We start from the raw sequence: 16,078 nt of genomic DNA, 5'->3' as shown, positions 1-16,078 counted from the left end.
TCCTCAGGGCAGGGATCGCTCTTCGCAGACTATTGTCTACTCTGCGCGACCCTGCCGAGGGCGAGCTTCGAGACGGAGGCGGATGTCCCTTGTCGGGCCCTCTGCTGATCGGCACGATTTGACTGGGAAACCAGTGGTCGAGCCGTGCCGGGCCCGACAGCGAAGCCGAATTCTCGGAAAGTTGGTGCAGTTCGGCGCAGGCCGCACCTATAAGGCTTCGTCCGGGTTCGCCGAGGGGCACGATGTCCTTCCCGACCGAAGCATGTGGCCCTCCGTGAAGGAACTGTCGATGAAGCCTGATGAGACCAGCGGCGCCCGCCCCGCGCGACGTGGGGCGCGAGAACCGGTTCCCAGCGAGGTCCTGGCCGCGTCAGGCGATGCGAAACGCCGGCGGCTTGAGCTGCACGACCTGTTCTCGAAAGTGCTGCCCGATGGGGGGCTCCCGCCTGGCGAGCTGGTATCAGGCCAAGGAGAGACGCTGCCGCTGGTACAGCACGATCACGAACTGCTTGTCGCCTTGCGCGAGGAAGAGTTCAGCGGATTCGTCTGGTCTGAGCTCTCGCATCGCCTCGCCGGCTACGGGCTCGGCGTGATCGGTGCCTGGATCGTCTCGGGTGAGATCTACCAGCGCGCCACCGAAAAGGGCAGACCGGTCAAGCCGCCGTCACCTCCGCTGACGCGGGACGAACGGGTCGCGATCGCCTCCGACGCGGTCACCATGGGCATCGAGCTGTTCCTCAAGAAAGGCCTCGTCGGGAAGGACTGGGATCCGCTACGAGGCGCGCGTTTGTCGACGTATTTCATCGGGGCCTGCGTGTTGTGTTTCGCCAATCAGTGCCGTCGCCAGCTGGCCCAGCGGGCGTTGAGCGACCAGGACGTGTTCATCCCGGACTTCGCCTGGGATGCAGCGGCGCCCTCGGCTGAACGGGTCGCGCTGGCCAGGCTCGGTCTCGGCACCATCCTTGCTCCCAAAACCAAGGCGAAGAACAAGACCACCGCGCAGTACCCGACCGATGTGGTGAACCTGGTCGTGTCGTATTCGGTGCTGGGCTACGCCTCGAGCGAGATCTCGGACCTGATCAGCAGCGAGACCACCCGCTACAGCGCGAGCGCGGTCCGCAAGATGCTCAGCAGCTACCGCAAGCAGGCCAAGGAACAGATCGAGGGAGGCCGAGTATGAGTCCCGCCGCTGTCATGTCGTCGAAGACCGCTGAGCGTTTGGTCAACCGGTCCTCGGTCGGTACCCGAGGTGCCCGCAAGCTCGCGGCCCGCGCGAACCCGGACACCGTTGCCGCAGTGCTCGATCGTGTCGGCGATCCGGCAATTGCGTCGGCTCCCGCGGCCTCGGGAACAGGAGTGTCCCCAGGCTCTCCGAAGTACACGGCGCCGGAGAACCTGCCTCGACCGGGCGGGCGGCTGACGAAGGAGGATCTCGATCCCCTCGTTAAGGACGCGGGTGACGGGAATCCCGCCGCGATCCAGTCGCTGCTGCGGATGATTGGGCCCGTCGTGGTGCGCTACTGTCGGGCCCGGATGGGTGGCCGAGATCTGTCCTATCTCTCGGCGGACGACGTCGCGCAGGAGGTGTGCATGGCCATTCTCAAGGCGCTTCCTGGTTATCAGGATCGCGGTGGTTCGTTCTTGTACCTGGTACATGCGATCGCGGCTAACAAGGTTTCCGATGCCTACCGCGCCGTCTCCTGTGACCGGTCGGAGCCGGTGCCCGAGCTGCCGGAACGGCCCATCGGTGACAACGAACCCGAAACGCACGCCCTGCACCTTGACCTCGGTGCCCGGCTCAGCCGCCTGCTCTCCAACCTTCCGCGGGTGCAGCAGGAGATTCTCGCCCTTCGCATCGCCGTCGGCCTTTCCGCCGCCGAAACCGCCGAGGCACTCGGGATTTCCGCCGGCAACGTGCGCGTGACGCAGCACCGCGCACTGGCCCGCCTGCGGACGATGGTCAAGCAGGACGAGTTCTAGCCCTCGCGGTCAGCTTTGTTTCCGTCGTGCCGGATCAGTCACCGATCCGGCACGACGGCCCCTCCTTGCCCGTCAGGTACCTGCATCGGCCCGGAGCGACGCGGGTGAACTGCAAGACGAACAAAACGAAGCCAGTGGCAGTGGCGTCGGCGAGACGAGTCCCGTGGAAGGAGAGATGCCCGTGTGATGGTTGTCGGGGGCAATGATGTCGGCCTGCGGGGAGAGCCGGAGCCAACCCAGGTCCTCCGTGCGTGGGCCTGCCGATCGTCCCGGGGCCTAACTCGGAGAAGATCGGATGCGGTCGGCGCCGTTCACGGCGCGACACCGGTCTGCCAGCGTGCAGAGATTTGCAGAGTCACAACAGGCTGTGGGCCGCTGCGCAAGACACCGAGACCAGCGACTGAGCGGATTTACGCTGCTCAATAGTGTCCGGTAATCAGCAACCCAACTGCCGCGCACCTGACGAGCAACACGCAGAAGTGGTGCTCATTGGGACTTCCCACCCCCGCCGTGCCCTTCTGTCGATGGGCACGCTCGAAGCACCGGTTCCCGGCACGGGGCTCTGGACACACACGGTAGAGCCCAACTACCACGTCTGGATGCCCGCAGCCGAGAGACAGAGACCGTCCGGGGCCCCTAACCGGACCAACAGATCGGACAAGGACATGACCATGCCCCTCAAACGATGGGTGCATTCGTCGCCCGCACCATGCACCTGTGACGCGCTCCCGCAGAGCTTCCGGCTCGCGGCCGCCACGCTCCTCACCGTCACGGTGATGGCCCTCGGCGCGGTGCTGCTGCTCACCGGACAACCCGCAGGGGAGATCCTGAGTCTGTTCTCCGGTCTCGCCGTGATCGCGGCCGGGATCACCTGGGCCGCGACGACCGGCCGCCGCCTGCCGTCACCCGGCTGGCCGGCGCCGGCATGGTGAGCGACCCGGTCGCACCGCGTGCCGGGAAGGACAACCAATGCGCGTGCAGCTCAGACGTCACACGGAGGCCTTCCCGCTCGGTTTGTTGAAGCTCTGGGCTGATACCGGGAAGCCGAGTCCTCTGAACCCGGATGTTCCTGCTCGACAAGGCGATGCCGCTACGACCTGGCAGGAGGTTGAAGGGCTTCTTACTGCCTTCCAGGTTTCCGCTGGTGTTCGAGAACGAGGGCTGGCGCGGCGGAACGAGCTCGATCGGAACCGGATCCCTGCCGTGAGCAGGCCACCTTTGTCCAAGCTGTTCTCTAGATGAGATGGGTCCAATGGACTCAGGGAGACAGGGGCACTCTCAGGCCTATATGTGGCACAGCACGTGAGGCCCGGTCTTCTCAGACCGGGCCTCGGCCCACGACGTCGCAGCGTCCGGTGCGGGCGGCAAGCTGCTCTGAGTCAGGCGGGCACACACCGCCAGGGCAAACCTGTCGGACCGAGAGACAAACTGAGGGCACGCGCAGTGGCTATGAGGACGCCGGCCCGGTCCCGTATTCATGCCCGTCCGGCTCAACGCTCGGCACGGTACCAGTCCGGGCCACCTACATCGAAGGAGTCACCAGCATGGACGAGCTTGGGCGTCCCTTCGCCGGTTCGCCGCCAACGGTGGCCCTCGGCGTCGGTGTACCCGATGATCACCTTGGTCCGCATCGGATACATGTCCGAAGTGACTGGTGGATTGAACGTCAACGACAAAGGGATCACATCGTGTTGGCTCGTTGCCAGGACCGTCGGTGCGGCGTCATAGCCACCGAGCGGAGGCTCGCCCTCAATATCCCACGTAACGTCGCCACCGTTCTGGTGTACGAATCCTTCCACCCGCGGGTGATACACCGGCTGAGCACTGAAATTAGTGATCCGGACTGCTTCCAGCGGTGATGCGCCGAACATGTTGTTGGAGTAGCTCTCCTCCTCAGCAGTCGGGTATTTCATGACGCCGATGACGAGACGAGCCTGCTCAAGTGCACGATCCGCCTTCTCGGCCTGCCGGCGTTCGGCTTCGCTGTCCGCCTCCCGCTGCGAAATACGCAAGGCGACCGACACCGCAACGACGGTGCCGAACGCGCCAGCCCACTGACCCATCGCGCCCCAGGCATCCTTGTCATCCAGCAACAACGCCGACGCTACAGCGACCACTACCACTGAGACCCCACCTATGATCGACCACCGGTGAGCATTCGTCCACGATCGGAAAGACCAAAACGGCCACCTGTTGCCCATAAAGATCCTCTCGATCGCATGTTAAGGGCGGCAGAATCTCACAGTCCACGCGCTTCCAGACCGCCGGCAGGGAGTACCGCACGAGCAAAGTAGGCGGATCCGCGCAGGGTCCGGGCACGCCCCTTTCCTGCAGCGTCCTCGCCCTGCTAGGTACCGGCGGCGCGAGCCGGCCCGGCCTACAGTGCTGGTAAGCGCCTTCACCAAGCTCTTCGCTACTTCGGGAACCTTTTGACAACTTCGATGTTCGGTGTTGCTGCGCCCAAGCCTGTGACGAGGTGAAGCTCAGGGACGTCGTGCTCAGGCCAACCGTCGTAGTTCTGGAAGTAGCCTTTGATGAGTTCCGCGACGCCTGATCGCCACTCGCTGGCGGTAGTCGCGAACATGAGGACGTCTGCTCGTAACCACGCGGCGACCTGGCATTTCTTGTGGACTTCCGCGCCTCGCGTTGCTCTTTTCGTTCCGCCGAGGACTGCTGAGCTTTTGCATTCGGCGACGATGAGTGTGTCGTCGCGGTAGGCGATCAGATCGGTTTCCACCTTCGGAGCGTTGTCCTCGAGTAGCTCGATTTCCATGACGTCTTGATATTGGACCGGACGTCGGCTGGGCGCGTTGGCCAGGTGCCTGGCGAGCAGGGCGGGAACGTCTCCATGGTCGGCGAGCAGCTGCTGAGCGACGGGATGGAGGCCGTAGAACCAGGTCGGCTCCTCGGTCGAGTGGTGCCAGGTGGTGTGATCGAGGTCGTTGTTGTCGTTGCAGCGTTCACAGCTCCACCGCTGGCCCAGCGCGTCGATCGTCTGCAACTGTTTGGTCTGGCAGGTCTGACAGCGCAAGACGAGACCACGGCGAAGAACCCCGGCGCGAAGGGCCGCGTCGACCCGTGCCCGCACGTCACTGTTGTCGTCGCACTCGGAGCGGCTGCAAATGCCGGGAAAGCTAAGAACGCCGCCGTCTCGAAGTGCGACGCCGTCCCCGTCCGGAAAAGATTTGTCGATGCTGTTTCCCGCATGTCCCATCATTTTGAGTGCGGGGAGCAGGGGGCCGCCGAACATCTCGGCGAACTGCGTGCGTCCGCCGAGCATGCGGGTCAGCTGTGCGGTGCGCTGACCGGCGTCGCTGGTACGTACCGTCATTCGATGCTCGTGTGCTTTGGCGTCGATGAAAGCACGGAGGCTCAGGTGGCGAAGAGTGGGCCTCGCTAGCCGGTTGACGCTTTGGATCCCGGCGACCACGAAGTCGAACCGGTCTGCGCGATACGAAATGCCGGTACGGCTGTTGCGGGCGAGAGTGGGTTGGGGACTCGTTCCCGGCGCGAACGGGTGCGGCCCGTGTAGTCCGCGGCCGCGGACGTGATGCTCCTGGGGCCATGCGAGGTCGATGTGCCAGGCGAGGCCAGGGTGGGTGGCCAAGGCCTAGTTGTCGATAACTGGTGCCGGCAGCGCCGCGACCATTTCGCGTGCGCCTGACTCGTCGATGACTGTCGGTATGGACAGGATGTCGTCGAACTGTTCCTGGACCGCGAAGTGCCCGGTACCAGTACGTGTCCACTCGATGTCGAGTGGCGCTTTGGCCCAAGGACCATCGTTGGCGAGGAGCCTGCCACTGATCCTGATGTTCTCATTGTCGCGCAGCCGGCGCTCGAAGTCGAGAACGTTGTCCACTGGCCGAGACACCGACGTTAGGAACAGAGACCGAGGCTGGCCTGCAGCGGCCTTCGTGGCGAGATCGAACAGCCCACTGCTCAGCGGATGGCTGAGTTTCTCCTCGTCGATCCCGAACACGGTGGGCAGCCACACGCACCGACCGTAGGTGAGGCGTATCAGCCTCGCGAGCGCGAAGTCCTCAGCGGAATCGCCAAGGACCGCGACAGCAGGCCATGCATCGAGGGCTGATGACTGGACGGCCACGAGACCGGTGGTCGTGCGGTCGTGGGCGAGCGGACTCTGCTCGGTGAGGACGCCGGTGGCCACTCCGTTCGGGAACCACAACAGGTCTCGAGGAAGGCTCGGCTCACGTCGATCGAACAGCCAGTAGAGCAGGTGCCACAGCGTGGCCTTGTCAAGCTCTGGTTCGACAGCCGTCAAGTCGGGTGGTGATGCGACGCCCGCGTGTGAGGCGACCGCCGCTCCCGCCAGGTCACCCCACGAGGGAGGACAATGCAGCACGTGACCGGCATACGCGCCTGGTATCGCCTCGGCCGCCGGGAACTCCGCCGATGAGGCTTCCAGAAAGTGGCTTACTTCTGGTGACTCATCCCCACCCGTCAACCGGTACGGCGAGCAAGCTCGTGCGACGGCCTCCCGCGCTTCCATAGCGCCGGGACCAGGCTCAAGCTCTTCGTCGAAGTGTTCAGCGACCTTCGCGGCGCGTGCTTCGCCGGTTAGTGGGTTTCCGGAGTCGTCGTTGACAATGAAGCTCCCTGACGCGAAGTGACAATATTCGCCGACGGTGTGACTGAAGGCGACGATGTAGTCCGGGTCGTAGGCGCGGCACGCTCGCAGCAAGATCGGGTCGACAAAGCCGGCTCGGTGTGGAACAAGGGCGAAACCAGCTCCGCCCCAGATCTTTCCGGCGAGGAAGAGGGCGCGACGGGCCCAGTAGGACCAGTTGTCGCCCCCGTCGAACACGATCGCTACCCGGGCGGGTCGCAGACCACGGTTGATCACCGAGTACTTCATCGGCGACGCGTCGCGAACAGTCATGTCGTGACAGACGAGTACAAGATCGAAGTTGTTACATGCCGCACCTGGTGACCGCTGGCGATCCGCTTCTGCAGACTGATCTGCCGATTGCTCATGTCGAGCCTGCGTGAATCTCAGCAGGCCCTTGGGACTGATACGGAGACACCGAACCGAGACCACGCGCTGGCAGCTTCGATTACTTCGCAACAACCCAGTCGACTGCGACCGCCTGGCTCTCGGTGACGGGTATCAAGGACCTCGGGCCCGCAGAGTGGCCAGAGAAATCAGCCCAGCTGCTACGTCGGTGTTCCGTAGCTGGTCGATCTCCGCTACACCAGAGGTGTGGAACACCTCTGGTACGAGATCGGGTCGTGTGCGGGCGGTGCTCAGTTCGAGTTGGAGCTGCGTGGCTCAGCCGCCAGGGTCTGCCTGATGGACGCCGACAACTATCAGGCCTACCTCGACGGCGACGAGTACATGATGTACGGCGGCTTCTGGGAATCAAGCCCTCTCACCCTGGAAATCCCTCACGACGAGTACTGGTACCTGGTCATCGACAGCTACCCCGGCCGGATCAGGTACTCGATCGATGGACCGTACTAGCGGGGCGCTGATCACTCACCTGTGCCATTCGGACAGGCGTCCGAAACGTTCCTTCGATCGTTCGCGACGTTGAAGGTTATGACCGACGACCTGCGGCCCACGGCCGCCCCCAGCCCGCGGCCGAACCTGACGACGGCGTCGTCGGTGCGGCGGTTGCCGGAGCTGACCCGGGCCACGATGTGGATCACCGCGCTGGTGATCGCTGTGCTGACCGCGGCGGCGGTGGTGGCGTTGTGGTGGCCGGCGACCGCCGGACTCATCGGGGCCGACCTGGTCAAAGCCCGGCTGGACGCGTTGAAGGTCGGGCTGAGTATCGGTATCGGTAGCGGGGGAGTGGTCGCGCTCTACCTTGCCTGGCGCCGACAGCATTCCACCGAGGCCGACCTCGACAACCGCGAACGCGCCCTCGTCCACCAGTACGAAGTCCTCGCCCACCAGCAGGACGTCGCCGCCATCACCCAAGTTCACCAGAACAGGTAGCTGCGGACGCCCGCGCCGACGCCGCCGCACGCCGGATCACCGATCTCTACCTCAAGGCCGCTGAGCTGCTCGGCTCCGACAAAGCCCCGTACGCCTCAGCGGCCTCTACGCACTCGAGCGCCTCGCCCAGGACAACGAGTCCCAGCGGCAGACCATCGTCAACGTCTTCTGCGCCTACCTCCGCATGCCCTACCAGCCACCCACGCGCCCGATCGACGATGCTGACGCCGAACACTTCGAACAGCACAGCACGCGGATCGAGGAACGCGAAGTCCGGCTCACCGCCCAACGATGAGCATCCGCCGCCCGGCCACCAGGCTGCGGTAGAGCGTGGCCTGGGCGTCGAGGTCGGCGGGGATGCGGTTCGGGTCGACTTCGAGGGCGTCGAGGAACCCGCGCACCGCCGTCGCCGGCTGCACCGGTTCGCCGGTGAGGCTGAAGCCGTGCAGGTCGACGAACAGCTGACCGTCGGGAAACCGCTCCAGATGCCGGTATGCCCAGGCCAGAGCGAGCCAGGTCTTGCCGATGCCCCCGGCACCGCCGATCGCCGAGACCAGCACCGTCGCGCCCTGCCCCTGCGGTGTGGCGGCGTGGGTCAGGGCGCGGTCCAGGCGGGCCAGTTCCGCGGTCCGGCCGGTGAACAGTCCCGGTGCGGCGGGCAGCTGCCGCGGGGTGATCGGCGCGGGCCGCGGTGGTGGCGGGTGCAGGTTCAGGTTGCCGTGCACCACACCGACGGCGGCACCGTGATCGGTGGCGACGACGTCACCCGTGGATGCTCGTGGTCACCGCGGTGCCGGCGTCCGGGGTGGTGCCGGGGTGGGGCGGATCGGGCGCCGACGCGGTGTGCCCGTGGTCCGCGTCGGCTAGCGGGGGTTGTGCGGCTGCTGCGCGGAAGGCGGTGGTGTGCCGATGGTGAGGTGGTCGCCGGTGGCCGCGCCGATGGTGATGCCGGATCCGGAGCCGTGCACGTCGCCGGCGATGTGTACCCCGCGCGGTCCGGGACCGTCGTACCCAGCGTCTGTTACGGGGCTGGCGGCAGGGCCGGTCGCCACAGGGCCGGCCGACGCGGTCTGCGGTGCAGGGGTGTCCGGCGGACGTGGGGTGAGGACGGTGGAGTCGGCAGGGTAGGGGTGATCGGGCAAGGCGATCCAGGCCAGGTCCTGGAACTCCTTCACCGCTGCCTGAACAGGTCGGAAGGTGGCCGGATCGAGGGTGACGCAGTGCCGCACGACATCGTCGAAGACCAGCCGGGACACGATCATGGCCAGCACACCGGGTGAGCTCGCCAGCGCGTCCTTGAGCGGGGCGGTGTCCAACAGCCGGAACGCGTCGGTGAGGGCGGTGGGGGTGGCGCCCCGTCGGTCGAGGGCGACCTCGCCTGCGTGTACGGCCAGGCGCAACCGAACGCGGGCCGAGTCGTGGCTGGTGTTGTTGTGCCCGCGCACCGCCCGCACCAACGCCTCGGGAAGCACCTCCACCAGCGGCGCCTTCGGGTACTCGGGCGGGACGAGCAGGAACAGGCCGTCGCCACGGTCCTCATGATGGCAGTCCTCCCACGACACCCCGGCCGCCGCCAACGCCTCAGCGACGACCGCGTACAGGCCCGCACGGGTGTCGAGTTGGTGGTGCAGGGTCCGGCCGGGGGCGCTGAAGCGCTCGACGTCGACCAGGACCATCGTGCGGTGGACCGCGTGCCGACCCGAACCCGCCATACCGACCCTCCAAGGGCAGAACCGCGCGTGGTGCGCCGATGAACCACGTTCTACCAACCGCTGCGGCCGTGTTCCGCGTCATGTGGCGCACCGGTCGCTCGTTCAGCCGTACGAGTCCACCCGACCGGTGGACATGCCGCCGCTACGGTCCCGCTGTCCGTGGCGGTCGTGGGTCACCTGATGGGCTCGCCGGGAGTGCCGCCGGGTGGGGCAGGGGCCGGTGGCCCTGGCGGGCGTACTCCTGTTCGCCGGGTAACTCGTAGGTGCCGTAGGGGTTGACGTGTTCCATCAGGGCCGGGGATGTGCGCGGGGTGACGGCGTGCTCGTGTTCGGGCCTAGTTTGCGGATTCGGTGGGTGCCACAGCGGCGAGGTAGGGCGTTTCCCGACTCGGCCGCCAGACAGGGCCGCCTGGGCGATGGTCCGGTATCTACGTCGCGAAATCGCGGGTCGATCGCTATTCACTTACTTGTGCCAGTTAGGGGTGGCGGGCCAGGTGCTCCTGGAGTTCGCGGTGGCGGAACTGGTAGCCGATGCCTGCCTGCCGGACCAGTCCGGCGTGGAAACACCAGTGCAGGAACCGCCCGGGCTCTGTCATGATTTCCGTGGCTTACACGGAAATCATGACAGAGCCGCCAGTGTCTGCGGCGATCGTCACCGCCATCACGCTCGCAACCAGATGAGAACGTGGTTTCGTGTCCTGTCGGCGGCTGAAGTCGCATGTTTGCGGCACGCCGACGGCCCGGTCATGAAACCCGTGGCCTGCCAGCCTCCGGACGTTCGAACGGCGATTCAACGCCTACGACCTGGTCAGTACCTTCGTCCCGTCCCGGACCCACCCCGCCACCTGAGCGGCACCTCAGCGCAGGTCGTTCCGCCACTCGACGGCGTTCTTCAGGTAGCGGAGCCCTACCCACTCCTGGGCCAGGCGATTGCCGGACGAGAGCACATCAGTGACCGCGGTCCGGTGACCAGTGTCCAACCAGGCCAAATGAGGCTGGGCCCGTTCTGCCGCGGCCACCTCGCGAGAGGGGGCGGGGCGACCCAGTCGTAGGAGAGCGTCGTAGAGACGAACGGCGGGCACAACCGGTGGCAGCCCGCGGATACGAGCGGTCTTCGCGGCCTGGGAGGGGATCCGCAATCCGCTCAGGTCCAAGTCGCCGAAGTAGCGGACCTCGGCGATACGATGCCGTTCCGCGATCGACTGCACCGAGCGTACGAAGCTCGTGCCCAGCCCCCAGGCGACGTGTCCCACACGATGCGAAGTGATTTCGGGCAGCACTTCGACTATCGACCACCACGTCGTGCTGTTCTCCAGGACGAGGAGCACGTCCCCTGAACCGACTCTGCGGTAACCGCCCTCGGTCTCCTCCAGGACGTTCTCGCTGAGAAGCGGAGGTGGGACGCGAAAGCTGCGCAACACTCTCATGAGCCGCTCCTCATCCCCGAACAAGGCGGCCGTTGGCCTGCTGTCAAGGGTTTTCTCGGCGTCGAGGTGACATTCAGGTGAGCCATAGGTCGCGAACACATCGAGGCATCGTTCCCGGATCGGTACCGGTGTACGGTCGTCACCGCTTTTGAGCCACTTGTTGACGGCCGCATAGCGAGCCCGGCGAAGTGGATTCGCGTCCTGCCAGTGGTTCTCGAGGTCGAAGAGTTCCCGATGCCAGATCGGCGCGGGAGTGACAACGGGCTTCAGCTTCCGAACGATCGGCTGAAGGTGGAAACCGCGGGCCAACGGCACCTTCTCACGGTTCGTCGTGGCCATGGGCCGGAGCACGCCTCGGGAGCAGAGCACGTCGATGCAGGCGGCCAGGGCTTCTTCAGGGTGGTCTTCACGGAGTCGGCCTCGCGTGGCCTCGTGAAAAGCCCGTCTCACGTCGTCAACGCCGAGACGGGTGGCGCGGGTACCGCGCCACCCGTTCTCCTTGGCATACCGGACCAGCAACTCGTAGGTGTCATTGGAGACCCGGTCAGTCATTGTCACGTTCTCGCTCTTTCAGCACGACACGGGTGGCCGCCAGACGAGGTTCGTCCTCCGGCCTGAGAATGGTGTCTAGCACTGAGTCGATGTGCTGGTCGACGGAGAGGTATTTGCGCCCTGCCCGGAGGTCTGCGTCGTTGCGCAACCGCACGAGCAGGGGGAACGTGCTGAGCGCTTCGGCGTCGAAGAGGCCGGTGGTGTAGACGAGTTGGACCCCGAGCGCCGCCGCGACGGCACGCTGGAGGTCGAGGAGATAGCCGGCCGAGGCCCTGCCGATCGGGTTGTCGAGGAACAGCACACCGGAGTGTCGTCGTCCCGCCCGGCCCTGGTTGTTCGACCGGAGGGCGGCGAGAGTGCAGTAAAGCATGATGGCGGCCGTCAGGTGCTGGCCGCCGGAGAACACGTCGCGAACCTCGGAGACTCGGACTCGTTCGGTGCGGAGAACGGCATCAGGTTTCAGCATGGTCACCTTGAAACCGCGGGGTGCTGCCGCCCGGACCCCTCTGAGGAGGATGCTGGTGCCGTCTCTCTTGACCGATTCGCGTGCGGTGGAGTCGACGACGTCGGACAAATGCTGGGTGAGCACCTCGCCTTCGACCGGTTTGAAAGCGAATCGGAGGAACTCTTCGCCCGACCAATCCCCGAGGCCCGGCGGTAGCCGCGAGAGCCGCTGCGCGTGGCGCAGGGTGCCGAGAGCGTGTTCGACCATGCCCTGGAGCCGGGTGACGGTCACCGCCCGAAACCGCTCCAGTTGCGCCAGGTCGTCGATGAGCGATCGCAGCCGCGGCCGCAGCGCGACGGCCCAAGCCGCGGCGTGCGCGGGCAGTTCGGCGCGCGGGACGGTGGTGATCTGAGTCCGGACATGAGACACGAGATGGTGGTACTTCGCTTCGGCCACCTTAGTGAGCAGGGCATCGATCGCCCGACTCACGCCGGCTCGGGCATCCCGGAGGCGGGTGCGGGACTCTTTAAGGACCTTTCTCATTTCGAGGTTCCGCACCCAAGCGGCTTCCGGTGTCCCTGCAAAGGAGGCCGTGATCTCGGGCCGGGAGCTTGGTGCGAGATCGTCGGTCATCGTCAGCGCGTCCGTTACCCTGACGAACCCGGCGATGGCTTCTTGGACCCGCTGGAGGGATTTCTCGAGAGTGTGCTGTTCCGCCTGTTTGTCTCGCGCGACCGCTTCGGCGGTCTTCCAGGCGTTCTCGGCGTCGGCAAGGAGCTGCTCCGCGTGCCGCACATCCGCTGGCTGCTCGGGTAGCACGACTTCAGTGCGGGGGGCTGGGAGCGCGTTGTATCGCGTTTGACATTCGCTTTGCACCCGCAGGGCGGAATCACGAAGACCGGCTGCTTTGGCACGCTTGGCGTCCGCTGTCGCCGAAGCCGCTGCCCGGCCTGCGGCATCCGCTCCTTCGGATGTCTCCAGCAGCTTCGCGGCGCGCTCGCGAATCGCTTCGGGAACCTTGTCGAGGATGACTCGGGCATCATTCGCCGCCTGCTCCGCGTTGGCCACATCAGCCAGGAAGTTCGAGCCGACTTGAGCCTTGATGTAGGTGACTTCGGCTTCCTGAAAGATTTTGCGGAGGACCTCGACCGAGTGCCCCGGGCGAGGTGTGCCAGGATCCGCCTTCTCCGCGCCGCCGACCCTGGAAATTTCCTCGTTGAGGCGCACCGCGGTCGCGCGGTGAGTATCCGCCAGTCGTCGCCGTTCGACTGCTTGGACTGCGAACTCGTCCCGTCGGGAGCGCTGCTCCAGCACACGGAGACCGGCGGTGCGTTCGGAGGTGCGGCGCTCCTCGGCTTCCCGATTCCAGCCACTGGCCAGCATGACCCGATCGCGCAATCGTTCTATCCGGACGGCCTGTTCGCCGGCGACTCTGGCCGTCTCCATCAGCCCGGCCAAAGCCAGCCGCGCACTGTCACGGAGTACCTTGATCTTGCCGACGTTTTCCACGCAGCTGCTGACCACGGTCTGTGCTGTGGAGAGAGTATTTCCTGTCGCGGTCTGCCTGCCGAACAGCTCCGCGAATCGGCCGGGAGGGTACTCCATTCGCCATTGCGCCAAGAGAGTCCTGAGTTCCAGATCGTCGGCGTGGCGCTTGTCCAGTTCGGCGAGTCGTTCGTGCCGGTCCGCGTGCCGTCGGTTGATCCGCGAGCTCTCGGCACGCGCCGCGTCGTGGTCGTAGAGCGCCGCGAGTGGCGGAACCATGAAGCCTGCGTCGCCCTGAGGTGTTAGATCGAACCGCTGCTCCGGATCGAGGTCGAACGACTGGGTGCTGGCCACCGCGACCAGGTACGTGGGCTCGTACCCGCGGGCCTGGACGAGCTGTCGAGCGCGGTCGAGGTCACCGGGGTTGTTGAGCAGGACTCCGGAGGCGAGGTGTGGGTACCGGAGGACCAGTTCGCGGCGCACCTCGTCGTCGGGCAGGTCGGCTAGAACGTCCCAGCCCGCGTAACACGGCACTTGCTCGTTCCTGAGCAGGCGGACCAGTTGCTCGATCTCCGGCGGGGGCGGGTAGAGCGCGTCCTCGCCGCTGTCCAAGACGAGCCGGGCGCGGTCGTCCGCGGCGCCCTCCACACGAAGATTCGTTCGTTGGCGCTCCGTGGCACTCAGTGCTTCGGTGAGCCTGCCGATGAGCGGCTCCGCGTCGGTTTCGAGGACAGGCTCGGTGCCCTCGACCATTTCGATCAGCCGCTCCTTGCCGGCCAGCGCGGTCATCGCGGATTTCGCAGCCGTGACGGCGGCTACGGCCTTATCGTGTTCGACTTGCGCCGTGCCCTCGTCTCGGCGAGCGTCGGCCAGCGCGGCCTGGGAGTGATCGGACCTGGCTTCGAGTTCGGCGATCTTCTCTTGCTGCGACGTGACGACGGCAGCGGCGTCGCGTGCGGCGGTGGCCAGGCTATCCGCGGCAGCGGTCACCGATCGCGGATCTGCGACGAGACCGTCCGAGACCGCTTCGTCCACCTCGGCCGCTACTTGGGCGACCGCCTCTTCGAGACTTTCGGCCTTCGTGCGGGCAGTCGCTTGTTCGGCCACGGCCTCGTCGTGCGCGGTCTGCGCGGCCGCCGCTCTTTTGGCGAGTTCAGTGGCCTCGCTGTCCTTGGCGCTCGTGTCTCGTTCCGCCTCTGCCACGGCCTCGAGCAGGAGTTGGACAAGATGGCCGGCTCGATCGTCACGGACACGCTTGGCCGCCGCAGCCTTGTCTTCGAGTTCCTGAAGGACCTCGTTCAGCTGGTCGACTCTGGCCGTCTTCGTGGCCCAGTCCGCGAGCGGATCAGTGGCCTTCCAACTGTCCACCAGGACAGACGCGTCGGACAGACGTTTCTCGGCGGTACCTAGGTCTCCTGTCGCCTCTTCCACTCGGAACAGTGCGGCGCGCCGGATGAGTTCGGCGCGGACGTCGCTCGCGGCGAGTACCGCTTGCTCAGCAGCCGTGAAGACTGCCTGCGCCTCCAGCAGCTGTTCCGAGGCTGTCGACGCGCGTTGCCGTTCTTGCTCGATCCGTCCGAGCACGGATGCCGCGAAGCGGTTACGTTCGGCTTCCTGAGCCGACACGAGTTGACGTTCGGCCTCGACCATTCCGTGCTGCTGCGCGAGGGGATCGAGCTGTTCCAAGGTCGCCGCGACGAAATCGCGCTCGAGTTCCAGCTTATCCCGCTCGGAGAGCGTCGCGGAGTACCTTCCGAGAGCCTCGCCGAGGCTGTCCGTGTCCGCGTCCGGCAGGACCGCCTTCAGGAGAAAATCGACAAGGGCTTCGTCCGTACCGAAAGTGAACGCGTCAGCGGCCTCACCCTCACCCGCATTCATTCGCCGCTGAAACTCGAACAGTTCGGGATCGATACCGAGGGAGGTGAGCCGTTGAGCCCACCTGGCATGCTTATCGGCCCAGAACAGTTCGAGTGTCGGGTCGTCGTGGTCCAGTTCGGCCAGTCGGTCACGAAACGGCTTGGCGGCGAGATTGTCGTCCCCCTCCGCGAAGGGAAGCGACATGATCCCCACGGACCGGCCGGGCCGAAGAGAGTACCAGGTCTCGGAAAGAGCGTCGTCGGTCGAGTTCTTGCGCTGCCGCCATTCCGAAAGCTTCCCTGTCACCAGGAGTCGCCCGGTCTCTGTGTGCATCCATTCCAGCACGACGTGGGCCACTTCGCGGTCACCGACGAACTTCTCCAAGACCCTGGTGTTCGAGGTGCCGACGATCTGGCGCTTACCGGGCAACATGACCGAAAAGATGAGTTTGATCAGGACGGACTTTCCGCCGCCGTTCTCCAGAAAGAGCACCGTCGCCGGGGATGGTCTGCGGGGTTCGTCCCTGTCGAGAAGCGACGGTTGGGAGCGCTGGACAGGCTTGCCCACCGATGACAGGTCGATCGTGACGTCTTCGTACCGCGCGCCGGGCGGGCCGACGGAATAGAGCCTGACTCGAGACAGTTCGTACAAAGCCGGA

General features: G+C 65.7%; 12 protein-coding genes. 5 read left to right on the top strand and 7 right to left on the bottom strand.

The window, feature by feature from the left end:
- Nucleotides 1–82 precede the first annotated feature (82 nt).
- The 3 genes from ACLJQ7_RS04240 to ACLJQ7_RS04230 all read left to right on the top strand — a co-directional run bounded on the left by ACLJQ7_RS04240 (nt 83) and on the right by ACLJQ7_RS04230 (nt 2,912).
- Complete coding sequence (locus ACLJQ7_RS04240; protein WP_410646809.1) at nt 83–1,180, top strand: hypothetical protein; 1,098 nt, start codon at nt 83–85, stop codon at nt 1,178–1,180.
- Between the two features lie 14 nt (nt 1,181–1,194).
- Nucleotides 1,195–1,980 (top strand): RNA polymerase sigma factor ShbA, encoded by a 786-nt coding sequence (gene shbA / locus ACLJQ7_RS04235; RefSeq protein ID WP_410646808.1) that lies wholly within the window; start codon nt 1,195–1,197, stop codon nt 1,978–1,980.
- A gap of 671 nt (nt 1,981–2,651) precedes the next feature.
- Nucleotides 2,652–2,912: a hypothetical protein gene (locus tag ACLJQ7_RS04230; RefSeq protein WP_410646807.1), complete on the top strand. Its 261-nt coding sequence runs from the start codon at nt 2,652–2,654 to the stop codon at nt 2,910–2,912.
- Between the two features lie 558 nt (nt 2,913–3,470).
- Here ACLJQ7_RS04230 and ACLJQ7_RS04225 read toward each other — a convergent pair.
- The 3 genes from ACLJQ7_RS04225 to ACLJQ7_RS04215 all read right to left on the bottom strand — a co-directional run bounded on the left by ACLJQ7_RS04225 (nt 3,471) and on the right by ACLJQ7_RS04215 (nt 6,880).
- Nucleotides 3,471–4,073, bottom strand: a complete 603-nt coding sequence (locus ACLJQ7_RS04225) for a hypothetical protein (protein ID WP_410646806.1) — start codon at nt 4,071–4,073, stop codon at nt 3,471–3,473.
- 320 nt (nt 4,074–4,393) lie between these two features.
- A complete protein-coding gene (locus ACLJQ7_RS04220) occupies nt 4,394–5,311 on the bottom strand; it encodes a hypothetical protein (RefSeq protein ID WP_410646805.1) in 918 nt (305 codons plus the stop codon).
- A gap of 279 nt (nt 5,312–5,590) precedes the next feature.
- A complete protein-coding gene (locus ACLJQ7_RS04215) occupies nt 5,591–6,880 on the bottom strand; it encodes a hypothetical protein (protein ID WP_410646804.1) in 1,290 nt (429 codons plus the stop codon).
- A 321-nt stretch (nt 6,881–7,201) separates the two neighbouring features.
- Between ACLJQ7_RS04215 and ACLJQ7_RS04210 the strand changes: the two genes are divergently transcribed.
- Nucleotides 7,202–7,462 carry a DUF1883 domain-containing protein gene (locus ACLJQ7_RS04210; RefSeq protein WP_410646803.1) on the top strand — a complete coding sequence of 87 codons (261 nt, stop codon included), beginning with the start codon at nt 7,202–7,204 and terminating at the stop codon, nt 7,460–7,462.
- A 78-nt stretch (nt 7,463–7,540) separates the two neighbouring features.
- Nucleotides 7,541–7,942 carry a hypothetical protein gene (locus ACLJQ7_RS04205; RefSeq protein WP_410646802.1) on the top strand — a complete coding sequence of 134 codons (402 nt, stop codon included), beginning with the start codon at nt 7,541–7,543 and terminating at the stop codon, nt 7,940–7,942.
- Nucleotides 7,943–8,220: 278 nt separating this feature from the next.
- On the opposite strand, the gene ACLJQ7_RS04200 is transcribed toward ACLJQ7_RS04205, so the two are convergent.
- From ACLJQ7_RS04200 to ACLJQ7_RS04185, 4 genes are all read right to left on the bottom strand, one after another.
- On the bottom strand, nt 8,221–8,670 hold the full coding sequence (locus tag ACLJQ7_RS04200; protein ID WP_410646801.1) for a hypothetical protein: 450 nt from the start codon (nt 8,668–8,670) through the stop codon (nt 8,221–8,223).
- Nucleotides 8,671–8,805: 135 nt separating this feature from the next.
- Nucleotides 8,806–9,654 (bottom strand): hypothetical protein, encoded by an 849-nt coding sequence (locus tag ACLJQ7_RS04195; RefSeq protein WP_410646800.1) that lies wholly within the window; start codon nt 9,652–9,654, stop codon nt 8,806–8,808.
- 857 nt (nt 9,655–10,511) lie between these two features.
- Nucleotides 10,512–11,633 (bottom strand): Wadjet anti-phage system protein JetD domain-containing protein, encoded by a 1,122-nt coding sequence (locus ACLJQ7_RS04190; RefSeq protein WP_410646799.1) that lies wholly within the window; start codon nt 11,631–11,633, stop codon nt 10,512–10,514.
- Nucleotides 11,626–16,071, bottom strand: coding sequence for a hypothetical protein (locus ACLJQ7_RS04185; RefSeq protein WP_410646798.1), 4,446 nt, complete (start codon nt 16,069–16,071; stop codon nt 11,626–11,628). The genes ACLJQ7_RS04190 and ACLJQ7_RS04185 overlap by 8 nt, the downstream gene beginning before the upstream one ends.
- Nucleotides 16,072–16,078: the final 7 nt, after the last annotated feature.

It is taken from the genome of Amycolatopsis sp. cmx-4-54 (assembly GCF_046548895.1).
Lineage (GTDB): Bacteria > Actinomycetota > Actinomycetes > Mycobacteriales > Pseudonocardiaceae > Amycolatopsis.
The sequence above is the reverse complement of the archived record's forward strand: the minus strand, read 5'-3'. Positions and strand labels throughout refer to the sequence as shown.

Bases quoted from the DNA above. Each gene is read 5' to 3' on its own strand.
- ACLJQ7_RS04240 (WP_410646809.1), top strand. From the start codon at position 83: ATGTCCCTTGTCGGGCCCTCTGCTGATCGGCACGATTTGACTGGGAAA.
- shbA (WP_410646808.1), top strand. From the start codon at position 1,195: ATGTCGTCGAAGACCGCTGAGCGTTTGGTCAACCGGTCCTCGGTCGGT.
- ACLJQ7_RS04230 (WP_410646807.1), top strand. From the start codon at position 2,652: ATGCCCCTCAAACGATGGGTGCATTCGTCGCCCGCACCATGCACCTGT.
- ACLJQ7_RS04220 (WP_410646805.1), bottom strand. From the start codon at position 5,311: ATGACGGTACGTACCAGCGACGCCGGTCAGCGCACCGCACAGCTGACC.
- ACLJQ7_RS04215 (WP_410646804.1), bottom strand. From the start codon at position 6,880: ATGACTGTTCGCGACGCGTCGCCGATGAAGTACTCGGTGATCAACCGT.
- ACLJQ7_RS04205 (WP_410646802.1), top strand. From the start codon at position 7,541: ATGACCGACGACCTGCGGCCCACGGCCGCCCCCAGCCCGCGGCCGAAC.
- ACLJQ7_RS04195 (WP_410646800.1), bottom strand. From the start codon at position 9,654: ATGGCGGGTTCGGGTCGGCACGCGGTCCACCGCACGATGGTCCTGGTC.
- ACLJQ7_RS04190 (WP_410646799.1), bottom strand. From the start codon at position 11,633: ATGACTGACCGGGTCTCCAATGACACCTACGAGTTGCTGGTCCGGTAT.